General features: G+C 67.4%; 18 protein-coding genes. 10 read left to right on the top strand and 8 right to left on the bottom strand.

The window, feature by feature from the left end; all coding sequences use genetic code 11:
- The first annotated feature begins 71 nt into the window (after positions 1-71).
- Together V3B30_RS17155 and pbpC are read left to right on the top strand one after the other, a co-directional pair.
- Positions 72-4,979, top strand: coding sequence for an alpha-2-macroglobulin (locus V3B30_RS17155; RefSeq protein ID WP_262082840.1), 4,908 nt, complete (start codon positions 72-74; stop codon positions 4,977-4,979).
- 49 nt (positions 4,980-5,028) lie between these two features.
- Complete coding sequence (gene pbpC / locus V3B30_RS17150; RefSeq protein ID WP_262082839.1) at positions 5,029-7,410, top strand: penicillin-binding protein 1C; 2,382 nt, start codon at positions 5,029-5,031, stop codon at positions 7,408-7,410.
- A gap of 72 nt (positions 7,411-7,482) precedes the next feature.
- Here the strand turns inward: pbpC and V3B30_RS17145 are convergent, their stop codons facing one another.
- Together V3B30_RS17145 and V3B30_RS17140 are read right to left on the bottom strand one after the other, a co-directional pair.
- A complete protein-coding gene (locus V3B30_RS17145) occupies positions 7,483-8,058 on the bottom strand; it encodes a ferritin-like domain-containing protein (protein ID WP_100473601.1) in 576 nt (191 codons plus the stop codon).
- Between the two features lie 29 nt (positions 8,059-8,087).
- Entirely contained in the window at positions 8,088-8,570 is a 483-nt protein-coding gene (locus tag V3B30_RS17140) for a peroxiredoxin (protein WP_100473600.1), read from the bottom strand.
- 261 nt (positions 8,571-8,831) lie between these two features.
- Between V3B30_RS17140 and V3B30_RS17135 the strand changes: the two genes are divergently transcribed.
- On the top strand, positions 8,832-9,725 hold the full coding sequence (locus V3B30_RS17135) for a DnaJ C-terminal domain-containing protein (protein ID WP_100473599.1): 894 nt from the start codon (positions 8,832-8,834) through the stop codon (positions 9,723-9,725).
- Positions 9,726-9,863: 138 nt separating this feature from the next.
- On the opposite strand, the gene pilH is transcribed toward V3B30_RS17135, so the two are convergent.
- Entirely contained in the window at positions 9,864-10,235 is a 372-nt protein-coding gene (pilH, locus tag V3B30_RS17130; RefSeq protein WP_005410644.1) for a twitching motility response regulator PilH, read from the bottom strand.
- 88 nt (positions 10,236-10,323) lie between these two features.
- Positions 10,324-11,319: a YhdH/YhfP family quinone oxidoreductase gene (locus V3B30_RS17125; protein WP_262082838.1), complete on the bottom strand. Its 996-nt coding sequence runs from the start codon at positions 11,317-11,319 to the stop codon at positions 10,324-10,326.
- Positions 11,320-11,472: 153 nt separating this feature from the next.
- Between V3B30_RS17125 and hflK the strand changes: the two genes are divergently transcribed.
- The 5 genes from hflK (at position 11,473) to V3B30_RS17100 (ending at position 16,067) form a co-directional block, all read left to right on the top strand.
- Positions 11,473-12,606, top strand: coding sequence for an FtsH protease activity modulator HflK (gene hflK, locus V3B30_RS17120; protein ID WP_100473597.1), 1,134 nt, complete (start codon positions 11,473-11,475; stop codon positions 12,604-12,606).
- A complete protein-coding gene (locus tag V3B30_RS17115) occupies positions 12,603-13,466 on the top strand; it encodes a protease modulator HflC (protein ID WP_010482785.1) in 864 nt (287 codons plus the stop codon). Before hflK ends, V3B30_RS17115 begins: the two co-directional genes overlap by 4 nt.
- 67 nt (positions 13,467-13,533) lie before the next feature.
- Positions 13,534-13,719 carry a DUF2065 family protein gene (locus V3B30_RS17110; RefSeq protein WP_180866219.1) on the top strand — a complete coding sequence of 62 codons (186 nt, stop codon included), beginning with the start codon at positions 13,534-13,536 and terminating at the stop codon, positions 13,717-13,719.
- A 274-nt stretch (positions 13,720-13,993) separates the two neighbouring features.
- Positions 13,994-15,286 (top strand): adenylosuccinate synthase, encoded by a 1,293-nt coding sequence (locus V3B30_RS17105; RefSeq protein ID WP_014648029.1) that lies wholly within the window; start codon positions 13,994-13,996, stop codon positions 15,284-15,286.
- Positions 15,287-15,404: 118 nt separating this feature from the next.
- Positions 15,405-16,067 carry a hypothetical protein gene (locus V3B30_RS17100; RefSeq protein WP_262082836.1) on the top strand — a complete coding sequence of 221 codons (663 nt, stop codon included), beginning with the start codon at positions 15,405-15,407 and terminating at the stop codon, positions 16,065-16,067.
- On the opposite strand, the gene V3B30_RS17095 is transcribed toward V3B30_RS17100, so the two are convergent.
- Together V3B30_RS17095 and V3B30_RS17090 are read right to left on the bottom strand one after the other, a co-directional pair.
- On the bottom strand, positions 15,997-16,677 hold the full coding sequence (locus V3B30_RS17095; protein WP_100473594.1) for a M23 family metallopeptidase: 681 nt from the start codon (positions 16,675-16,677) through the stop codon (positions 15,997-15,999). The two genes, V3B30_RS17100 and V3B30_RS17095, sit on opposite strands and share 71 nt — an antisense overlap.
- A 4-nt stretch (positions 16,678-16,681) precedes the next feature.
- A complete protein-coding gene (locus V3B30_RS17090; RefSeq protein WP_262082835.1) occupies positions 16,682-17,644 on the bottom strand; it encodes a L,D-transpeptidase family protein in 963 nt (320 codons plus the stop codon).
- Between the two features lie 233 nt (positions 17,645-17,877).
- On the opposite strand from V3B30_RS17090, the gene V3B30_RS17085 reads away from it, so the two are divergent.
- Positions 17,878-20,001 (top strand): methyl-accepting chemotaxis protein, encoded by a 2,124-nt coding sequence (locus V3B30_RS17085; RefSeq protein ID WP_262082834.1) that lies wholly within the window; start codon positions 17,878-17,880, stop codon positions 19,999-20,001.
- 85 nt (positions 20,002-20,086) lie between these two features.
- On the opposite strand, the gene V3B30_RS17080 is transcribed toward V3B30_RS17085, so the two are convergent.
- Positions 20,087-20,374, bottom strand: a complete 288-nt coding sequence (locus V3B30_RS17080; protein ID WP_262082833.1) for a hypothetical protein — start codon at positions 20,372-20,374, stop codon at positions 20,087-20,089.
- Positions 20,375-20,507: 133 nt separating this feature from the next.
- On the opposite strand from V3B30_RS17080, the gene V3B30_RS17075 reads away from it, so the two are divergent.
- Complete coding sequence (locus tag V3B30_RS17075; RefSeq protein ID WP_262082832.1) at positions 20,508-21,209, top strand: lysophospholipase; 702 nt, start codon at positions 20,508-20,510, stop codon at positions 21,207-21,209.
- Between the two features lie 9 nt (positions 21,210-21,218).
- On the opposite strand, the gene V3B30_RS17070 is transcribed toward V3B30_RS17075, so the two are convergent.
- Entirely contained in the window at positions 21,219-21,707 is a 489-nt protein-coding gene (locus V3B30_RS17070; protein ID WP_262082831.1) for a hypothetical protein, read from the bottom strand.

The raw sequence follows: 21,707 nt of genomic DNA, 5'->3' as shown, positions 1-21,707 counted from the left end.
TCCGACCGCCGGGGTGTCAACGCCTTGACGCGGCCTGCCTATAATGGCTGCCTCGATCAAGGAGTGACGACATGAGCGGTCCGGCACGGCGGAAGCGGTGGGGATGGGCGGCGGCGGTACTGGCAGGAGGCCTGTTGCTGGGCTTGGCCGGTTGCCGCAACGACAGCGGGCAGCTGCCCAAGGCCAGTGGTGAGGCGATCACCACCCAGGCCGAGCAGGTGAAGGAATTCACCCTGCTGCGCGCTTACCCGGACCAGAAGAATGACGGCCTGTCGCTTGCGCTGGAATTCTCGCGGCCGCTGGTCGGTACCCAGGACTTCGACAAGCTGGTGCGCTTCGAGGAGAAGGTCGGCACCGACGACAGCAGCTGGACCCTGTCCGATGACGGCCTGACCCTGCGCTATCCGTTCGTCGAGGCCGGCAAGGAGTTCAGCCTGGTGGTTTCGCCCGACCTGCTGGCGGCCGATGGCAGCCGCCTCGGCAAGGAGCTGAAGCAGAAGGTGTTCAGCGGCGAGCTGAAGCCGGTGGTCGGTTTCGCTTCGCAGGGCAGCGTGCTGCCGGCCAAGGACAGCCGCGGCTTGCCGGTGGTCTCGGTGAACGTACCGGAGGTCGACGTCGAGTTCCTGCGCGTGCGCGAGAAGGACCTGCCGACCTTCTTCAGCCAGTACCAGCGCGGTGGCCGCCGCGGCAGCTGGGAGTTGAGCAGCGACTACGAGCGCAGCCCGATCAACAAGCTGGCCGAGCCGGTCTACGTCAACCGCTTCATCCTCGGCGGCAAGAAGAACGAGCGGGTGCTGACCTACCTGCCGACCCAGGACATCAAGGAACTGCAGGAGCCGGGCCTGTACTTCGCCCTGCTCAAGCGCACCGGTGACTACGAAGGCGAGTTCGATACCGCGTTCTTCTCGGTCAGCGACATCGGCCTGCATACCCGCGCCTACAAGGACAAGCTGTTCGTGCACACCGCCGGCCTCAAGGACGGTGCGCCGCTGAAGGGCATCGACCTGCGCGTGCTCGACGCCAAGGGCGAGGTGGTGCTTAAGGGCAGCACCGACGGCAATGGCAACGCGCTGCTGAACTACACCCTGGATGCCACCCACGTGCTGGTCGCCAGCACTGGCAAGGACACCAGCTTCCTGCCGTTCAACCAGCCGGCGCTGGACCTGAGCGAATTCGCAGTGGCCGGACGTGACAACGCCTGGTTCGACGTCTATGCCTGGTCCGGGCGCGACCTGTACCGCCCGGGCGAGACCGTGCGCCTGTCCGCCCTGCTGCGCGACAATGATGGCAAGCCGGTCAAGGCGCAACCGGTGTTCCTGCGCCTGAAGCAGCCCGACGGCAAGACCTTCCGCGAAACCCGCCTGCAGCCGGGCGAGCAGGGCTACATCAACTTCGAGCAGGTCATTCCCGCTGAAGCGCCGACCGGGCGCTGGCAGGTCGAGTTCCGCACCGATCCGGCCAGCAAGGAAGCGATCCAGGGCATGACCCTGCGCATCGAGGAGTTCCTGCCCGAGCGCATGAAGCTGGACCTGGACAGCGCGCAGAAGACGCTGAAGCCGGGCGAGGAGCTGCGCCTGCAGGCCAATGGTGCCTATCTGTACGGCGCGCCGGCCGATGGCAACCGCTTCACCGCGCGCCTGGCGGTGGCCGCCGAGCAGAAGCCGGTGGACGGCCTGCCGGGCTACTTCTTCGGTGACCCGACCCTGCAGCTGCCGCGCGAAGCCAAGGACGTGATCGATACCACGCTGCCGGCCAATGGCCAGCTGCGTGAGGACGTGGCGTTGCCGGAAGAGGCGGCCAAGGCCAAGGCACCCATTGCCGTGGTGCTGTCCGGCAGCCTGTATGAAACCGGTGGCCGTACGGTCACCCGCACCTTGAAGCGGGTGATGTGGCCGGCCAACGCGCTGGTCGGCGTGCGCCCGCTGTTCAACCCAGACGATGGGGCCGATTCCAACGGCAATGCACGTTTTGAACTGATGCGCGTGGATGCCGCCGGCACGCCGCAGCCCGCCAAGGGCCTGAAGATCACCCTGGTGCGTGAGCTGCGCGACTACCACTGGACCTTCAACGACAACCGCTGGGACTACGATTTCACCCGCCGTTTCGAGAACAAGGAAACCCGCACCGTCGATGCCGGCAGCAGCGCGGTTGCCTTCGATTTCCCGGTGGAGTGGGGGGAGTACCGGGTGGACGTGTTCGATCCGTCCACCGGCCTGACCAGCCGCTATCCGTTCCGCGCCGGCTGGAGCTGGGGTGATGACAACCGCGGCCTGGACGCGCGCCCGGACAAGGTCAAGCTGGGCCTGGACAAGACCAGCTACAAGGCCGGCGACACCCTGGAAGTGACGGTGACCCCGCCGCATGCTGGCAAGGGCATCCTGATGGTCGAGACCGATCGCATGCTGTACGTGCAGGACATCGAGGCCAAGCCGGGTTCGACCTTCAAGATTCCGGTCACCGCCGACTGGGAACGCCACGACGTCTACATCACCGCGCTGGTGTTCCGCGGCGGCAGTGCGCCGAGCAAGATCACCCCGGCCCGCGCCGTAGGCGTGGTGCACGTGCCGATGGACCGCAAGGGCCGCACCGTGGCCGTCGGCCTGGTCGCGCCCAAGCAGATGCGGCCGGAACAGGACCTGCCGGTGACGGTCAGCGCACCGCAGCTGGCCGGAAAGATGGCGCACGTTACCGTTTCGGCGGTGGACGTAGGCATCCTCAACATCACCCGTTTCCCGGTGCCCGACGCCGGTGCGCATTTCTTCGCCCAGCGCCGCCTCGGCATCGATGCCTATGACATCTACAGCCGGGTGATCGAGAGCTTTGATGGTGGCAGCGGCAAGCTGAAGTTCGGTGGTGACATGGCGCTGCAGGCATTGCCGCAGGCCAAGCGCCCGACGGCACGCGTGCAGACCGTGGACCTGTTCTCCGGCCCGGTGCAGCTCGATGCCAAGGGCAACGCCCGCATCCGCCTGAAGGTGCCGGACTTCAACGGCACGCTGCGCGTGTCGGCGCTGGTCTACAGCGATGACCAGTACGGCAAGCGCGATGTGGAAACCATTGTGCGCGCGCCGATCCTGGCCGAAGCCAGCATGCCACGCGTGCTGGCCCCGGGCGACCGCAGCACCGTGACCCTGGACGTGCAGAACTTCACCGGCAAGCCGGGCCAGTTCAGCGTGAAGGTGGACACCGAGGGCCCGTTGAGCCTCGGTGAAGGCAGCCGCAGCGTGCAGCTGAATGCCGATGCCAAGACCACGCTGAGCTTCCCGCTGTCGGCGCGCGAGGGCCACAGCGTGGCCAAGGTGCGCGTGCGGGTGGACGGCAACGGCTTCAAGGCTGATCGCCGCTACGACCTGCCGGTGCGTGCGGCGTGGCCGCAGGTGCTGCGTTCGCAGGTGCGCACGCTCGACCCGCTGGCGGCGGTCAGCCTCGACAACAGCCTGACCGATGGGCTGATGTCCGAGTCGGTCAATGCCCGCCTGCTTGTCAGCCCGCTGCCACCGATTCCGTTCGCCAGTGCACTGCAGGGCGCGCTGAACTACCCGTATGGCTGTGCCGAGCAGACCACCAGCAAGGGCTACGCCGCGCTGATCCTGGACCAGGCGACATCGTCGATGCTCGGTGCCGACGGCCTGGATGCCAAGACCCGCCGCGAGCGCATGGAAGGCGCGTTCGGTCGCCTGGCATCGATGCAGGTGGCCAATGGCAATTTCTCGATGTGGGGTGACGACGGCTATGTGAACCCGTGGCTGACCCCGTACATCACCGAGTTCCTGCTCGATGCCAAGGACGCCGGTTTCGCGGTGCCGGACAACGTGCTGCAGAAGGCACTCAACCGGCTCAGCGAAGACCTGCTGTCCGGTGGCAACCCGTTCTACGGGCAGGAGGATCGCGAGAAACTGAAGTTCGCCAACCAGGCGTATTCGGGCTACGTGCTGGCCCGGGTCAACCGTGCGCCGCTGGGTACCCTGCGTACGCTGTACGACAACGAGCGCAGCAAGGCGGTCGGCGGCCTGTCGCTGGTCCATCTGGGCGTGGCGCTGTCGTTGCAGGGCGATGCCAAGCGTGGCCAGGCCGCGCTGGCGGCGGCCTTCGCCAAGTCCAGCAGCGAACGCCCGTCGTACTTCGGCGACTACGGCAGTGCGATCCGCGATGACGCGCTGATGATCGCGTTGACCCACGAAAACAAGCTTGCCAAGCCGGCCTGGGATGCCCGCGCGGTCGATCTGGGGCGTGGCCTGGATGCGCGCCGCAACGCCGGCTGGATGTGGCTGAGCACGCAGGAGCAGGTGGCCATCGCCCGCCTCGGCAAGGCCCTTGCCGCCAACCAGAAGGCGCTGGTGGCCGGTGAACTGGTGATCGGCGGCACGACCGAAGCGATCGGCGAGCGCAAGCTGTTCGGCCGCAACTTCAGCGCCAGCGAGCTGGCCAGCGGCGTGCGCTTCACCCCGCAGGGGCAGCCGCCGATGTTCGCCAGCATCGACGTGGCCGGCATCCCGCGCAGCGCGCCGGCGCCGGACAACAGCGTGCTGGGCGTCGAGCGCAGCTACTACAGCACCGATGGCAAGCCGTGGTCGCCGCGTCCGCTGAAGGAGGGCGAAGCACTGATCGTGCGCGTCACCGTCACCGCCGACACCACGATGCCCGATGCACTGCTGACCGACCTGCTGCCGGCGGGCCTGGAGATCGAGAACTTCAACCTGGGCGATGCCAAGCAGTGGGCCGATGTGGTGGTCGATGGCATCACCATCAGCGACCGCGGTGAAGCTGCCGACACCAAGCACGAAGAGTTCCGCGACGACCGCTATGTGGCCGCGCTGAAGCTCTCGCGCGGCAGCAAGGCCAACGTGTTCTATCTGGTGCGCGCGGTGACCCCGGGAACCTACTCGGTGCCGCCACCGCTGGTGGAGGACATGTACCGGCCACAGCTGCGTGGCGTTGGCCGCAGCAACCCGACCACGATCACGGTGGTGCAGCCGTGACCGCGCGGACGGGCCGCGACGGCGCGGCCCGTCCTGCTGGCAACAGGCCATGAAGAAGACGATGACGACCCGGCTGGCGGCCCTGCGCCGCCGGCTGCGGCCGCTGTGGCCGTGGCTGCGCTGGGGGACGGCCGCCACGCTGGCACTGCTGCTGGCGCTGGATTTCGCCTTCCCGCCGCCGCTGCCGAAGCAGCGCGATACCAGCACCCTGGTGGTCGCTGCCGACGGCACGCCATTGCGCGCGTTTGCCGATGCCGAGGGCGTGTGGCGCTATCCGGCATCGATCGACAGCGTCTCGCCGCTGTACCTGCAGGCACTGCTGACCTACGAGGACCGCTGGTTCTGGCGGCATCCAGGCATCAACCCGCTGGCGATCCTGCGTGCCAGCGGCCAGCTGCTGCGCGGTGGCCGCATCGTGTCCGGTGGCTCGACCCTGACCATGCAGGTCGCACGCATCCTCGACCCGCATACGCGTACCCCCTGGGGCAAGCTCAAGCAGATGCTGCGCGCGGTGCAGCTGGAAGTGCACCTGAGCAAGCAGCAGATCCTGGCCCTGTATCTGGAGCGGGCGCCCTACGGCGGCACCATCGAAGGCGTGGAAGCGGCCAGCTGGGCCTACCTGGGCAAGCCGGCGGCGCAGCTGTCGCATGCCGAAGCCGCGTTGCTGGCGGTCCTGCCACAGGCGCCGAGCCGGCTGCGCCCGGATCGTCACCCGGAGGCCGCGCAGAAGGCACGCGACAAGGTGCTGTCACGCATGGCCGAACTGGGCGCGTGGACACCGGAAGAGGTGGAGGACGCGCGCATCGAGAATGTGGTGGCGCGCTCGCTGCGGCCGCCATTGCATGCCGCACTGCTGGCGCAGCGACTGCACTCGGCGCACCCGGGCCAGGCACGCATCCACAGCAGCATCGACATCGGCCTGCAACGCACGCTGGAAGAACGCGTGGCCAGCTATTTCTCGACGCTGCCCGAACGCACCTCGGCCGCCTTGCTGGTGGTCGACAACCAGACCCTGCAGGCGCGTGCCTATGTCGGTACCCTGGCGTTCGGTGACCGCCAGCGGCTGGGCCACGTGGACATGGTGCAGGCCTGGCGGTCGCCGGGCTCCACGCTCAAGCCGTTCCTGTATGCGATGGCGCTGGACGATGGCCTGATCCATTCGGAAAGCCTGCTGGTCGATGCGCCGCAGAGTTTCGGCAGCTACCGCCCCGGCAACTTCGACATGGCCTTCAATGGGCCGATTGGTGCCTCCAGTGCATTGCGACTGTCGCTCAACGTGCCCTCGGTGGACCTGCTGCAACGGGTCGGGGCCGCGCGCTTCGCCGCGCGCCTGTCGCACTCCGGCATCCAGCTGCGCTTCCCCCCGGGAAGCACGCCCAACCTGTCGCTGATCCTGGGCGGTACCGGAGCGCGGCTGGAAGATCTGGTCGGCGCATTCGCCGCGCTCAACCGCAACGGTATTGCCGGACGCGTGCGCTACACCGATGACGAACCGATGATCGAGCGGCGCCTGGCCTCGCCCGGCGCCAGCTGGATCGTGCGCGAGATGCTGGAATCGAACCCACGCCCGGGTTACAGCGTCGGCACCTTCGATGTTGGTGGCCGCCCGCGCGTGGCGTGGAAAACCGGCACCAGCTATGGCTATCGCGATGCGTGGGCGATCGGAAGCACGCGCCACTACACCGTGGGCGTGTGGGTGGGCCGGCCGGATGGCACCCCATTGCCGGGCCAGTACGGCGCGGTCACGGCGCTGCCGTTGATGTTCGAAGTGGTCGACAGCCTGCCGCGCCAGCGCGGCGATTCGGCGGCCGCACCGATGCCGGGCAGTGTCAGCCAGGAGGACATCTGCTGGCCCACCGGCGAACGCGCCGAAGGACTGTCGCCGGCGCTGTGCCAGCGGCGGATGCCGGCCTATCTGCTGGACGGCGCTGCACCGCCGACTTTCCCCGAGCGTGAGGCACGCCGCTGGCAACCGGGGCGGCAGCGTTACCTGGCCGACGCGCGGACCGGTCTGCGCGTATCCGCTGATTGCCGCGCGCCACATGAGGAAGTCGCGCGTGAGATCGCGCGTTGGCCGGCGTTGTTGTCACCGTGGCTGCCCAAGGCCACGCGCGAGGCTTCGCAGCTGCCGGCGTTGTCGCCGGACTGCCGCGACGATGGGCGCGAAGCCAGTGTCGCGCTGCATGTGGACGGGCTCAATGATGGCGCTACCTTGGCGCGCGCGCCGAATTCGGAGCATGGCGTGCGCCTGCAGCTGCGTGCACTGGGCAGCGAGCAGGCGGTGGACTGGTTGCTGGATGGCCGCTGGATCGCGCAGACCCGCGGTGCGCAGTTGATGCAGCGCGAATTCGCCGAGCCGGGTGCACACACGCTGACCGCACTGGCAGCCGATGGCGCATGGACGCAGGTGCGGTTCAACGTCCTCCGGTAGGTGCCAACCTGGGTTGGCACGCGATGAATCCGCCCATCAAGGTGGGCATCTACCAAGGTGTATGCGGGGCCGCTACTCCCCGATCCACCCATCCAGCAGGTCGGCAAACTCGTCGGCGTGTTCCTCTTCCTGCGCGAGGATCTCTTCGAGGATGCGCTTGGTGGTGGTATCGCGGTCGCCGATGAAGTTGATCATCTCGCGGTAGCTGTCGATGGCGATGCGTTCGGCCACCAGGTTCTCGCGCACCATGTCGCGCAGGTCGCTGCCCTCCTTGTATTCGGCATGCGAGCGCGCGGTCAGCGTATCCGGGTTGAAGTCGGGTTCGCCGCCGAGCTGGACGATGCGCTCGGCCAGCTTGCCGGCGTGCGCCTGTTCCTGCTGCGCATGCTCGAGGAACTCGGCCTTGACCGCGTCGGCCAGCATGCCCTTGGCCATGAAGTAATGCCGGTAGTAGCGCAGTACGCACACGTACTCGGTGGCCAGTGCGTCGTTGAGCAGCTTGATTACCACCTTGCGGTCGGCGCTGTAGCTGTCGGTGATCGCACCGTCCTCGATATTGCGCCTGGCGCGCTCGCGCAGGCTCTTGCGATCGCTGATGCCGGGAACCCCGGCGGCGGGCTTGGGAGCTTTGGCTGGCTTGCTGGACATGGCTGGCCGTTTCCTTTTGCGGTGGGAGATCAGGTGGGCAGGTGCTCCAGCACGTACTCGGCCGAAGACACCTCGAACTGGCCGGGCTCTTCGATCCACGTCGCCCGGACCACGCCGTCAACCACGTACAGGGCGAAGCGGCGCGAGCGGATGCCCATGCCCGACGCGCTGGCATCAAGCTCCAGGCCCAGGGCGCGGGTCAGTTCGGCATTGCCGTCGGACAGCATCAGCAGGCTGTCGGGCACGCTCTGGTCGGCGGCCCAGGCCTTCATCACGAACGGATCGTTGACGGCCATGCAGTAGACGTCGATGCCGCGCTGGCGGAAGGCCTGGAATTTCTCGACGTACCCGGGCAGGTGGCGTGCCGAGCAGGTCGGGGTGAACGCGCCGGGCACGGAGAACAGCACCACTTTGCGCGCGTCGAACAGCGAGTGCGTATCGAGCGTTTCGATGCCCTCGCGGATGCGCTTGAGGGTCACTTCCGGAATGCGGTCGCCGACATGGATGGTCATGGGGAACTCCTTGCTGGGGCAGGCTAGTGGGCCGGATGGGACAGGGGCGTCAAGACATTGGAAAACCCGTGTGCAGGCCCCATCTTCGGGCTTTGCGGCAGGGGCTTCCAGCCACAGCCTGGGGTATCGGGATGGCAGCCGCATTGCGCAGGATCAGTCGGCCTCACCGGGGCCGCACGAGAGGCGGCGTAGCATCGCCGGCGCGTAGAATGAACCCGGGGCGGCGCCACCGGCGCGGCCGAAGCGAATCGAGGTAGCTGGATGGAATTCAAGGATTACTACGCCACCCTGGGGGTGGAACCAAGCGCGGGCGAGGCGGAGATCAAGACGGCCTACCGCCGGCTGGCACGCAAGTACCACCCGGACGTCAGCAAGGAGACCGGGGCCGAAGACAAGTTCAAGGCGGTCAACGAGGCCTACGAGGCACTGCGCGATCCGGAGAAGCGGGCGGCATATGACCAGCTGCGCGCACAGGGCTACCGCCCGGGCGAGGAGTTCAACGTGCCGCCGAACTACGGCGGCGCCGGTGGTTTCAATTTCGAGGAAGTGTTCGGCGGCGGTGGCCCCAACGGCGGCTTCAGCGACTTCTTCGAAAGCCTGTTCGCGCGCCAGCGTGGCGGTGGCGGCGCTGGTCCGGGGCCGGGCTTCAGCAGCCAGGGGCATGCGCCCAACCGCGACACCCGCGCCAAGCTGTCGGTTCCGCTGGAAGCGGCCTACAGCGGTGACAGCCTGCGCATCACCGTCAACGGCAAGCAGCTGGACGTACGCGTGCCCAAGGGCATCCGTCCGGGCCAGGTGATCCGCCTGGCGGGGCAGGGCAACCATGGCGGCAACCTGCTGCTGGAAGTGGAGTACGCCGCGCACCCGCAGTTCGAGGTCGATGGCCGCAACATCCTCTATACGTTGCCGGTCACGCCGTGGCAGGCCGCGCTGGGTACCAGCATCAGCGTGCCGACCCTGGGCGGTGCGGTGGAGCTGAAGATCCCGGCCGACTCCGATGCCGGCCGCAAACTGCGCCTGCGTGGCCGCGGCCTGCCGGGCAGCCCGGACGGCGACCAGATCGTCGAAATCGAGATCGTGGCCCCGGCCGCGACCGACGAGGCGCAGAAGAAGGCGTACCGGAACCTGGCCAAGGCCTTCGGCGAGACGATCTGAGTGGCCGAAGGAGCGCCGGCGGCGTGCGCCGTCGGCGAGACGATCTGAGATGGATACTGGTGGGTGCGGACCTTGGTGCGCACGCCTTGCGGTCGTTCAGAGCGTGCCCACCAAGGTCGGCACCTGCGGGGGCGAGCCTCAGCCCTGCCCGGCGAACACCCGCTCCAGCACCTCGGACAGCTCGTCCTCCGAGAATGGCTTGGTGATGTAGGCCTTGGCGCCCTGGCGCATGCCCCACATGCGATCGGTGTCCTGGTCCTTGGTGGTGACCAGGATCACCGGGATATGCCGGGTCGCCTCGTCGCGGGCGAGGGTGCGGGTGGCCTGGAAGCCATTGAGGTTGGGCATCACCACGTCCATCAGGACCAGGTCGGGCAGCTCGGCCTTGGCGGTTTCGACCCCGGCGGCGCCATCGGTGGCGGTCAGGATCTGGTGCCCGAGCTTCTCGACGATGCGCTGTATCCCCAACAGCTGCGACGGTGAGTCGTCGACGATCAGAATGCGTGCCATGTTGTTCCCCATGTAATGCCCGCAGTGTAGTGCGGGCACATTACCGGCGGGAGGGGCGCGGTTGCCGTCCGTCGCCTGCCTGCGACGTTCAGTCGATCCGCACCACCGTGCGCCCCAGCGAGCCACCGCCCAGCATCCGCTCGAACACGGCCGGCAGGCCATCCAGGCCGACCTCGGCGGTGCAGATCCGGTCCAGCTGCTGCGGCTTCCACTCATCCCCCAGCCGCGCCCACACCTCCTCGCGCAGCCCGCGCGGCGCATTGGCCGAGGAGACCCCCAGCAGCGATACGCCGCGCAGGATGAACGGCATCACTGTCATGTCCAGCGCCGGGCTGGCTGCCAGTCCGGCGCTGACCACGCTGCCGTAGGGCACGGTCTGCGCCAGCAGGCTGGCCAGCATTCCGCCGCCGGCATTGTCGAGGCCACCGCCGAAGCGCGCCGACTGCAGTGGTCCGGTATCGGCCAACGCCTCGCGCGGCAGCACCTCGCTGGCACCGATGCCGCGCAGGAAATCGGCCTGGTCCGGCTTGCCGCTGACCGCGTGCACGGTGTAGCCGGCACGGCTGAAGATCGACAGCGCCAGCGCACCGACACCGCCGCTGGCACCGGTCACTGCCAGCGGGCCGAGCTCCGGAGCCTGCCGGTTGTCCTGCATGCGCAGCAGCGCCAGCGCCGCCGTGAAGCCGGCGGTGCCCAGCACCATCGCCTCACGCGGGCTCAGCCCGGCCGGCTGGGCGATCACCGCACGCGACTCCAGCCGCACATACTGGCTGTAACCGCCGTCACGGGTCTCGCTGAGGCCGCAGCCGGTGGCCAGCACCGCGTCACCTTCACGCCAGTCCGGGTCGGTGCTGGCGACCACGGTGCCGGCCACGTCGATACCCCCCACCAGCGGGAAGCGGCGCAGGATCTTCCCTTTGCCGGTGCCGGCCAGGGCGTCCTTGTAGTTGACCGAGGACCAGTGGGCGCGGATCAGCACCTGGCCGGGGTTGAGGTCGTCGACATTGAGCTGGGCCAGGCCGCTGCGGTAGCCGGCGTCGTCGTTTTCGATGCGGAAGGCGGTGAACGGGGTGGTGGGGGCCATCGGCGTTGCCTGACTTCGAGGAAAACGCCACCTTACCCCGTCGCCCCCCTTTCGATCCTGCCGATCCGCCCCATCTTGTATGATCGGTGATGGTTTCACGGCTGGCGCCGCGGGAAGGGCCCGCGCCGCAGCCCACATCTTGATGGAGCGTGCATGGCCTGGAATACACCCGGCGGCAACAAGGGCGGACAAGGCCCCGAGGACAATCGACGCGGGCCGTTCGGGTCGCGCGGCGGTGGCAATGGTGGTGGCTGGGGCGGATTGCCCGGGCCGCTGAAGGACCTGTTCGACGGCGGCATCGTGCGTTGGGTGGTGGCGGCCGTGGTGCTGCTGGTGCTGTTCTCCAGCTTCCAGCTGATCGGCGAACAGCAGCGCGGCGTGGTGCTGCGCTTCGGCCAGTTCTCGCGCATCCTGCAGCCCGGCCCGAACTTCAAGCTGCCGTGGCCGATCGAATCGGTCACCAAGGTCAACGCCACCGAGATCAAGACCTTCTCGATCCAGGTGCCGGTGCTGACCCGCGACGAGAACATCGTCAACGTCTCGCTGAACGTCCAGTACCGCATCGACGACCCGCAGCTGTACCTGTTCGGCACCGTCGATGCCAACCAGGTGCTGGAGCAGTCGGCGCAGAGCGCGGTGCGCGAGGAAGTCGGCCGCGCCGACCTCAATGCGGTACTGAACAACCGTGGCCCGCTGGCCGTGGCTGCCGAGGAGCGCCTGCAGGCGCTGCTGAAGGCGTTCAAGACCGGCCTGACCGTGACCGGCCTGACCCTGCAGGACGCCCGTCCGCCGGAAGAAGTGAAGCCGGCCTTCGACGAGGTCAACGGTGCCCAGCAGGTCAAGGAGCGCCTGATCAACGAAGCCCAGGCCTACGCCGCCAAGGTCGTGCCGGAAGCCCGAGGCCAGGCCTCGCGTGCCCGTACCACCGCCGAAGGCTACAAGCAGGCCGTGGTGTCCAAGGCCGAGGGTGACGCGCAGCGCTTCAGCCTGTTGCAGGCCCAGTACAAGGACGCGCCGGAAGTGACCCGCAAGCGCCTGTGGCTGGAGACCGTGCAGCAGGTGCTGAGCGAGAACCGCAAGGTGATCGGGGGCGATGGCCGCCAGCTGATCTACGTGCCGATGACCGGCGACACCCGTCCCAGCACGTCGGCCCCGGCCGCAGTGGCGAACCCGGACGTGGTGATGCCGTCGCTGCCGGGTGCAGCGGTGGAAGCTTCCCGTGATCCGGGCCGGCCGGTGGGCCGCCCGACCGGGCGACCGAGCGGCCGTGAGGAGGGCAGCCGATGAAAAGTCCTATCTGGATCGCCGTGATCGTGGCGGTGGTGCTGGGCCTGCTCGGCTCGGTGTACGTGGTCCGTGAGGACCAGACCGCCATGGTGCTGAACCTGGGCAAGGTGGTGCGCTCGGACATCAAGCCGGGCCTGCACTTCAAGGTGCCGGTGGTGGAAACGGTGAAGGTCTTCGACCGCCGCTTCCAGGTGCTCGACACCGCGCCGGCGCGCTACTTCACCGCCGAGCAGAAGGACGTCAGCGTCGACTTCTTCGCCATCGGCTACATCTCCAACGTGGGTGACTACTTCCGCGCCACCGGCGGCGATCCGCGCATTGCCAATGCCCGCCTGGCTCCGATCATCACCGACTCGCTGCGCAACCAGATCAACTCGCGCACCCTGCAGCAGCTGGTTTCCGGCGACCGCAGCGAGCTGATCGCCGAGCAGCTGAAGGGGATCAACGAAGCCGTGGCCGGCCTGGGCATGCAGATGATCGACCTGCGCATCAAGCAGGTGGACCTGCCGACCGACAGCCAGGTGATCAACGACGTGTACGAGCGCATGCGCGCCCAGCGCAAGCAGGAAGCGGCCAAGCTGCGTGCAGAGGGCGAGGAGCAGTCGCTGACCATCCGTGCCCAGGCAGACCGTGACAGCACCGTGCTGATCGCCGAGGCCGAGCGTGATGCACAGCGCCTGCGCGGTGAAGGCGATGCCGATGCGGCCCGCATCTACGGCAAGGCCGGCTCGGCCGATCCGTCGTTCTACGCGTTCTACCGCAGCCTGGAGGCCTACCGTGGCTCCATGACCGACGGCAACGGCGTGATCGTGCTCGACAAGAACGACCCGTTCCTGCAGTACCTGAAGAACGACCGCTGAGGTCGCAGGGCAGTACCCCACGGGGCCCGGCCAGATGCCGGGCCCCGTGCTTTTTCCGGAGTCCCCCATGAAAGATCTGTTCGCCGCCGTCTGCCTGGTGGCGGTGCTGGAAGGCCTGTTCCTGTTCGTCGCCCCGTTCGCCTGGAAACGCATGGCCGAACGCCTGCTGGACATGCCCAGCCCGGCCCTGCGCAGCTTCGGCGGGCTGGTGCTGCTGGCCGGCCTGAGCCTGCTGTGGTGGGTGCGGCATTAGCAGGGGTCAGATCCCTTTCCGCAGGAAAGCGATCTGACCCCGTTTCGGGCCCCCTGACCGCTGGGTGAAGCCGTCCGTCGGAAAGGTGGCACCCGACCCCGGAAACCCGGATAATGCACAAAAGCCGGACGGGCCTCCCCGTTCGGCTTTTTCCGTGTCTGGGCCTTCCATCGCCGGCTGCTCCCCGTTTGGAGCCGCCCTCCAGGTGCTGGCCAGCCCCGCCACGGTTCAACCGTCCGCGGCCCCGATGGCCGCAACATATGAGGAGCCCGTCATGGGTCAGTCTGTCGTAGTGCTTGGTGCCCAGTGGGGCGATGAAGGCAAGGGCAAGATCGTCGATCTGCTCACTGAGGAAATCGGCGCCGTCGTGCGCTTCCAGGGCGGCCACAATGCCGGCCACACCCTGGTCATCAACGGCAAGAAGACCGTCCTGCACCTGATCCCGTCGGGCATCCTGCGTGACGATGCGCTGTGCCTGATCGGCAACGGCGTGGTGATCTCGCCGGCCGCGCTGCAGAAGGAAATCGCCGAGCTGGAAGCCTCCGGCGTGGAAGTGCGTTCGCGCCTGAAGATCTCCCCGGCCGCGCCGCTGATCATGCCGTACCACATCGCCCTGGACCAGGCGCGCGAGCGCGCTGCCGGTGGCAAGGCGATCGGCACCACCGGCCGTGGCATCGGCCCGGCCTACGAAGACAAGGTGGCGCGTCGCGGCATCCGCATCGCCGACCTGCATTACCCGAAGCAGCTGGAAGAACTGCTGCGCACGGCGCTGGATTACCACAACTTCGTGCTGACCAAGTATCTGAATACCGATGCGGTCGATTTCCAGAAGACCTTCGACGAAGCACTGGCCTTTGGCGAATACGTGCAGCCGATGAAGTCCGACGTGGCCGGCATCCTGCACGACCTGCGCAAGCAGGGTAAGCGCGTGCTGTTCGAAGGCGCGCAGGGTGCGCTGCTGGACATCGACCACGGCACCTACCCGTACGTCACCAGCTCCAACACGACCGTCGGTGGTGCACTGGCCGGTTCCGGCGTCGGTGCCGATTCGATCGACTACGTGCTGGGCATCGCCAAGGCCTACGCCACCCGCGTCGGCGGCGGCCCGTTCCCGACCGAGCTGGACGACGAAGTCGGCCAGGGCATCCGTGACCGCGGCGCCGAGTACGGTGCCTCGACCGGCCGTCCGCGTCGTTGCGGCTGGATGGACATCGTCGCGCTGAAGCGCGCCGTGGCCATCAACGGCATCAGCGGCCTGTGCATCACCAAGCTGGACGTGCTGGATGGCATGGAAAAGCTGAAGGTCTGCATCGCCTACGAATACAACGGCAAGCGCACCGAGTACGCGCCGCTGGACGCGCAGGGCTGGGAAGAGTGCACCCCGGTGTACCTGGAGTTCCCGGGTTGGAGCGAGAACACCCACGGCATCACCCAGTGGGATGACCTGCCGCCGGCCGCACGCGCCTACCTGCGTTCGCTGGAAGAGCTGGCCGGCTGCCCGATCAGCATCGTCTCCACCGGCCCGGACCGCGACCACACCATGGTCCTGCAGGATCCGTTCGCCTGAGATGGCGCCGGGCCATGCCCGGCATCCGCTGCAAGAAGGAGCCCCGCAAAAGCGGGGCTTTTTCGTTATTGTTGCTGCGGGGCCGGCGGAGAGGCGAAGCGATGACCAGGATGTCAGCGTGAAGGGCAAGACGGTAGTGCGGGTCACCTTGTGGGGGTTGTGGAGCCTGTGGGGCATCGCCTGCCTGGCACTCTTGCTGGGTGCAGCCGCCAATGCCCTGGCTTCGCGCACGCAGACGGTGCCGCTGGCGATGAGTCCTGGTGCAACCGCCCAGATCACCGTCTATCGCCTCATCGATGATCGTCTGCGGTTGCGCCTGCGGTATGCCGCAGACGGTACGGAGGCTGACCCCGATGTACTGCTGCGCATCCAAACTCCGACCGCTCATGGAGCCTTCCGCGCAGGGGCGCGTTCGGGCGTGGCCGGGCAGGGCATCAACCGCCCGCTGGCATCGGTTGAGTCCAGCGGCCTCACGGCGTCCTACTTTGGATACGGCCGCGGCGATGCATTGCCACGTGGCCGCTCCTGGCTGCGGGTCACCGTGCTGGCGGTGGACCCGGCATTGGCGGGGCACGAGGCAGACATCGAGCTGCAGCCACCGCTGGATCTGCTGAAGCTGGCCGACCTGGATTACGTCTGGCTGTGGCCGTTCTTCTTCTGGAAGATGGCGGCACTGTTTTTGCTGATTCCAGGGGCTGCGTTGGCTGTCTTCACTTGGGCGTTGCGGCGCTGGCAGCGCCAGGCATCAGTGCTGCCGACTTCAGCAGGGGATAGGGGTTGATCGACTCTCCCTTCCACCACTGCCTTTCCGGCCCCAGCACGTGCACCTCGAAATGCAGGTGCGGCGCGTCGGCACTGGCATTGCCTGTGCTGCCGACATAGCCGATGACGTCCCCGCGCTTGACCACCTGCTTCTCGGCCAGGCCATCGGCATAGCGCTGCAGGTGGGCGTAGTAGTAACACCAGCGCCCGCTGGGCTCGAACTGGTAGATTGTCAGGCCACCGCGCGCGCTGTCGAACAGTTTTTCCACGGTGCCATCGGCCACCGCCAGCACCGGCGTTCCAGCGTCGGCCATGATGTCGATGGCATCGTGCACACGCCCTTCGCTGCGGGCTTCGGTGAAAGTGTCGCGCAGCTGTGAGGCAGCCACGCCCTGTACCGGTAGCAGCAGCCCGGACGGTGCATCCGCAGCCCGCGTGGCCGACGGCGCAGCGATGGCAGGTGGGGCCACTGCGCGTGGCGCGACAGGTTGCTTCACCGGTGCAGCGGCCACCGTCGATGGCGCTGCCGGCAGCGAGGCGGCTACCGGTTCACCCGCATCGCGGCGCAGCCACCAACCTGCACCCAGCCCCAGCAGAACGCCCAGCACGATCAGCTGCGAAAGACGCATCGGCTCACTCCTGCATCACCACGGATACCGAGGTATCCACTGCATCGGCCACACGCAGCGCATCCCAGTTGGTCATGCGCACGCAGCCATGCGATTCAGTCTTGCCGACATGGCCGGGTTCGGGCGTACCGTGCAGGCCATAGTGCGGCTTGGAGAGGTCGATCCAGACGCGGCCGACCGGATTGTTCGGGCCTGGCGGCAGCGTGGCCTTCTTCTCGCCCTTGCGCGCATCCCAGAACAGCTTGGGGTTGTAGTGGAACGGCGGGTCGCGGTAGACGCCGAGTATCTTCCATTCGCCGATCGGAAGCGGGTCATGCTGGCTGCCGGATGACACCGGCACCTGCGCGATCACCTTGCCCTGTGCATCCAGCAACTGCAGGGTGGAGTCGGATTTGTCGACCACGATCTTCGCGGCCTTCGGCAATGCGCCTGGCGCGATGTTGGGTACCTGGATGCGGCTGCCCGCCTTGCTCAGATCCACGCCAGGGTTGAGCAGTTTCAGGAGACCAGGGGAGGCATGGAAACGCTCGCCCAGGGCCTCTTCCACACTGCCGTAACCCAGCGATTTGAGCTTGGCCTGGGCGGCGGGCCCTTTCGGTGTGGCCTGGAACGGACCGGCAACATCCTGAGCAGTCAGCGTATAGCTGGCCAGCGGCCCGACCGTATCAGCCTGCAGGGCCTTCCAGGTGGCGTCGTCCAGTTCACCCGAGACGGTCAGCCCATGCGCCGCCTGGAAGCCCGACACCGCGCGCCGCTGGTTGCTACCCACCTCGCCATCAATCTGGCCGGGGGAAAAATTCGCGCGATCCAGCAGGACCTGGGCATGCAGCGCGGAGCGCGGGGCGGTGTCCGGTCCGGCCTTTTCGGCGATGGGGGCGGGCAAGTTGGCCGGCGGCGCCTGCGCGAAGACCGGCGACGCCAGCAGCGAGATTGCGAGCAAGGTGGATCGGGACACAGATGAGGGCATTGGGATCTCCAGCAGGTACGCCATCACCTTGCACGCAGCCGGCGCCGAGCCACCGTGAAAGGCATCTGATGCCCGCATGAGCAGCCATGGCCATTGCGGCCGGTTCCTGCGGACAGGTGCCGCTGGGCGGACGCTCACCAAGGTGAACAGTGGCCGACGCCGTCGATGGGCAGCGATCAAGATTGCCTGCCGTGTCGCCGATAAGGGCGCATCCCCCCGTTTTGGATACCCCCATGAACTACTTGAGGAACGTCAGGGTTGCCTGGCGTCTTGGGCTGGGCTTTGGCCTGTTGCTGCTGCTGGTTGCTGCCGTGGTGGCCACTGGCGCGACCGCCAGTGTCGTGCAGAAGCGCGCGATGCAGCAGGTGGTCGACGTCAGCGTGGCCAAGGTGCGCCTGCTGTCGCAGATGCTCGATGCCAACAACCAGATGATGGTGGTGCGCCGCGAGATGCTGATCCGCCAGGGTGACGAGCGTGGCCGCGACGAGCAGCGCATCGCCGATCTGGTCAAACGCTACGAGGCCAGCTGGACCGCCTACCAGGCCCTGCCCAGTGACGCCGACGGCAAGGCCATCGCCGAAACCATCGCCGCCAAGCGTGCCATCGCGCGCCCGCTCAACAAGCAGACCAGCGAACTGATGGAGCAGGGCGACTACCCGGGCGCCGTGGCGCTGACCCTGGGCCCGGTGCAGGACGCGGCCAACGGCTGGAACAAGGCCCTGTCCGATGGCGTGGACTTCGAAGAGAAGGAAAGCCGCGATGCGGCCGCCGAGGCGATCCGCCTGGGTGAGCGCAGCCTGCTGCAGCTGCTGGTGCTGGGCGGCGTCGCGCTGCTGGTCGGCATCGGTGCCTCGGTGATGATCGGCCGCAGCTTGACCGGCCCGCTGGCCCGCGCGGTGAACCTGGCCGAGCGCCTGTCCAAGGGCCAGCTGGACCAGGAGTTCCGCCTGGGCGGTCGTGACGAACTGACCCAGCTGGGTGAAGCCATGGCCAGCGTGCGGCAGAGTGTGCAGGCCGCGATCGGCGCGCAGCTGCAGATGGCCGAGCAGCATGAGGCCGGCGCGATCCGCTATCGCATGGATGCAGGTGCGTTCCCCGGTGACTTCGGCCGCATGGTCCAGGCGACCAACAGCCTGGTCGAATCACACGTGCAGGTGGAACTGCTGATGGCCGAGGTGATGCAGCGCTACGCCATCGGCGACCTCAGCCGCGACCTGCCGGACTACCCGGGCGAGAAGGGCACGCTGACCCGCACCCTGGCGGCAGTGAAGCAGAGCCTGATGGCGATCAACGCGCAGATCGATGAACTGGCCCGCGCCGCGCGCGCCGGCGACTTCAGCATGCGCGGGGATGCCGCTGCGTTCCAGTACCAGTTCAAGGCGATGGTCGAGCACCTCAACGGCATGATGGCCAGTTCGCAGGCCAGCATCGCCGATGTCTCCGACGTGCTGCGCGCGATCTCGCACGGTGACCTGACCGCACGCATGGACGGCGAGTACGACGGTGTGTTCGCTCGCATGCGCGACGACGCCAACACCACCACCGCGCAGCTGACCGGCATCGTGCGGGGCATCCAGGTGGCTGCCGACAGCATCAACAATGCGGCACAGGAACTGGCCGCCGGCAACAACGACCTGTCGCGCCGCACCGAGCAGCAGGCGGCGAACCTGGAAGAGGCCGCTGCATCGATGGAGGAACTGACCTCCACCGTGCGCCAGAATGCCGAACTGGCCCGTCAGGCCGACAGTGAAGCGCATGCCGCCGGTGCCGCGGTGCGCGAGACCGAGCAGGCAATGGCGCAGATGGCGTCGGTGATGGGCGAGATCGACCAGTCGTCGGCACGCATCTCGGAGATCTCCACGGTGATCGACGGCATCGCGTTCCAGACCAACATCCTGGCGCTGAACGCGGCGGTGGAAGCCGCACGTGCCGGTGAGCAGGGCCGCGGTTTTGCCGTGGTCGCCAGCGAAGTGCGCACGCTGGCGCAGCGTGCCGGTGTCGCCGCCAAGGAGATCAAGGAGCTGATCGAAGACGCCGCTGCCAAGGTGAAGAGCGGCCTGGCAGTGACCGTTGAATCCGAAGCCGCGATCGCGCGCGTGGCACAGGCAAGTTCGCGCACGACCCAGCTGATGAGCGACATCGCTGCGGCGAGCAAGGAGCAGGCCGCCGGTATCGAACAGGTCAACCAGGTGGTGGTGCAGATGGACCAGGTGACCCAGCAGAACGCCGCGTTGGTGGAAGAAGCCACCGCCGCCAGCCGCGCGCTGGAAGAACAGGCGCATGCGCTGACCACCTCGGTGTCGGTGTTCAAGGTGGAAGGCGAAGCAGCGTCGGTTGTGCCGCGTCGCGCAGCCTGAGCTGCTGCCAGCGCAGTGACAGGAATACGGCCGCCCTGGGCGGCCGTATTTCAATGGCCGGCGCAGGCAGTGGGAAGCACGGCCATCATTGCTCCAGAACGCTGCCGAGCATGGCCCCCAGTACATACAGCACAGCCAGGGTGGGGGGCATCACCAGAAGGTAGATGGTTGTCCAGCTCTTTCCGGAAAGCCATGCGCCCATGCCGATGGCGTCTAGCGCAACGGTCTGCAGCATCACCGGCAGTTGCATGAAGATGTAGGCGCTCTTGGGATCGCTGTAGGCCTGGGCATCGTGGACCCACCAGACCGTCAGTGCGAGATAGAGTACGCACATGGCAATGCCGGTCCAGCTGAGCCAGCGTGGCTTGCGCATGCCGCCTTCTCCGTTCCGTCGGGGCCAGCAGGGTAGCGCGGCGTTCGCGGCTGTGCACTTCCGAAGGTCGGGCCGATGGGTGAAGCTGCAGGGCAGTGATTCCCACGGGAAGGCATGAAGGATGGTCGACGTGATGAATGCACTGCTGCCGCCGGTCGTGATGCTGCCAGGCCTGGATGGCACCGGCCTGCTGTCGGCACGTTTCGTAGAGGCGATGCAGGCGCACGGCGTGCAGGTGCGGATATTGTCGATGCCCGTGCAGGGGCCACAGGACTACACCACGTTGGCGTCGATCCTGCGCCCGCAGCTTCCGGCATCTCCTTTCGTGCTGCTGGCCGAATCGTTCGCCGGACCACTGGCCATCGAACTGGCGGCGGCCGGGCAGCCTGGATTGCATGGATTGGTACTGAGTGCGACCTTCGCACGGCGGCCGGTGCCGCTGCCTGCGGCGAGCGCCCGGATACTGGCTCCGGCGTGGCCGTTGCCGCCACTCATGTTGATGGCCCGGTTGCTGCTGGGGCGATGGCGGACGCGCGCGAACCAGCGTGAGCTGGGCCTGGCAATCGCGCAGGTACCGGCTGCAACCCTGCGCCAGCGTGCTGCGACAACGATGCAGGTGGATGTTCGTGCACTGCTGCCGGAACTGGTGTTGCCGACGCTATGCCTGCATGCCCTGCAGGACCGCCTGCTGTGGCCACCCAGCGTGGCCGAGCTGCAGGTGTTGCTGCCCGGCGCCCGGCATGTTTCGCTGGAGGGGCCGCATCTGCTGCTTCAAGCACGCGCTGACGCAGCCGCAGCCGAAGTCGCCGCGTGGATGAGAACGCTGTCGTCCTGATCGGCAGGCTCAGCCGCGCGCGCGGGTACGCGCGGCTTTCTTCGCCGCCACCTTGCGGACGGTCTTCTTCGCCGCACGGCTCTTCGCCGCTTTCTTTGCGGCAGCACTGCGCGAGGCGGCCGAACTCGCCGTCTTGACCGCCGTCTTCTTCGTGGCCTTCCTCGTGGCTGTCTTGCGAGCCGGTGCCTTCTTTGCCTCCGCCTTCTTGGCTGCCGTCTTCTTCGCAGGTGCCTTCTTCGCCGTCGTCCTGGTTGTGGCCTTCTTCGTGGCCGACTTCCTGGCAGGCTCCTTCTTGGCAGGCGTCTTGCGGGTCGCCTTCTTCGCACCCTTGCGTGCGCTGCCGCTGCGCTTGCCGCCACCGTCCTGCTTGTTCACGGTGGCCCAGGCAATGCGTTCTGCCGTGCCTTCGCTTGCGCCACGATCACGCTCGCTTTGCTCGATGTGCTCGGCCTGGCGCTTCTGCTTCTCGGTATAGGCGGATTTGTCACCACGGGGCAT

This window comes from Stenotrophomonas sp. SMYL41 (assembly GCF_036319965.1).
Taxonomy (GTDB): domain Bacteria; phylum Pseudomonadota; class Gammaproteobacteria; order Xanthomonadales; family Xanthomonadaceae; genus Stenotrophomonas; species Stenotrophomonas maltophilia_R.
Note: the sequence above shows the minus strand (reverse complement) of the source record. Positions and strands in the feature narration are given on the sequence as shown.